Genomic DNA, 636 nt, shown 5'->3' on the forward strand with positions numbered 1-636 from the left:
CGGTTACCACGGAGTGGTCAATGACTGGGGTGAAGTCGTAACAAGGTAGCCCTAGGGGAACCTGGGGCTGGATCACCTCCTTAAACGATAGAAAGCTCTGGTGAGCGTTCACACAAATTATCTGATGGTACAAAGAGAGTTTACTTTTTAAGTAACTTATCCCGTTTGTACAATATCTACTTTAAGAGAAGCACAGAAAGTATTTGGGTCTGTAGCTCAGTTGGTTAGAGCGCACCCCTGATAAGGGTGAGGTCGGCCGTTCAAATCGGCCCAGACCCACCAAATACTAGATAGTGAAATATGGGGCTATAGCTCAGCTGGGAGAGCGCCTGCTTTGCACGCAGGAGGTCTGCGGTTCGATCCCGCATAGCTCCACCATATCTTATCTTCTGTGTTATTTAGATAGAGTCCTAAGCAAGACACTAACCTTAGTCGTAATGGACATTGAAGATGAACTTCTTCGATGGGATTTCGCTGCTTTAGTTTCTGACTTAGTGCTTTGCACTAAATTGCTCTTTAACAATTCAACTTTTTTGAAATAACGATGAATCAAGCGTTAAACCGGTGGAAGATCACTTTAACCTAGTGACTTCTATTATCGTAAATCCTTGGGAGGTACAAAAGCTCCTGGGGTAT

At 44.2% G+C, this 636-nt stretch carries 2 tRNA genes and 1 rRNA gene; all 3 read left to right on the forward strand.

What is annotated here, in order from left to right:
• Positions 1–83 (forward strand): 16S ribosomal RNA (locus tag OFY17_RS14860); the annotation flags it as partial.
• Positions 84–205: 122 nt separating this feature from the next.
• Positions 206–282: transfer RNA gene (locus tag OFY17_RS14865), tRNA-Ile, on the forward strand.
• Positions 283–302: 20 nt separating this feature from the next.
• A tRNA-Ala gene (locus OFY17_RS14870) sits at positions 303–378 on the forward strand.
• Positions 379–636 lie beyond the last annotated feature (258 nt).

Origin of the sequence: Marinomonas sargassi (genome assembly GCF_025716875.1) — a bacterium.
GTDB lineage: Bacteria > Pseudomonadota > Gammaproteobacteria > Pseudomonadales > Marinomonadaceae > Marinomonas > Marinomonas sargassi.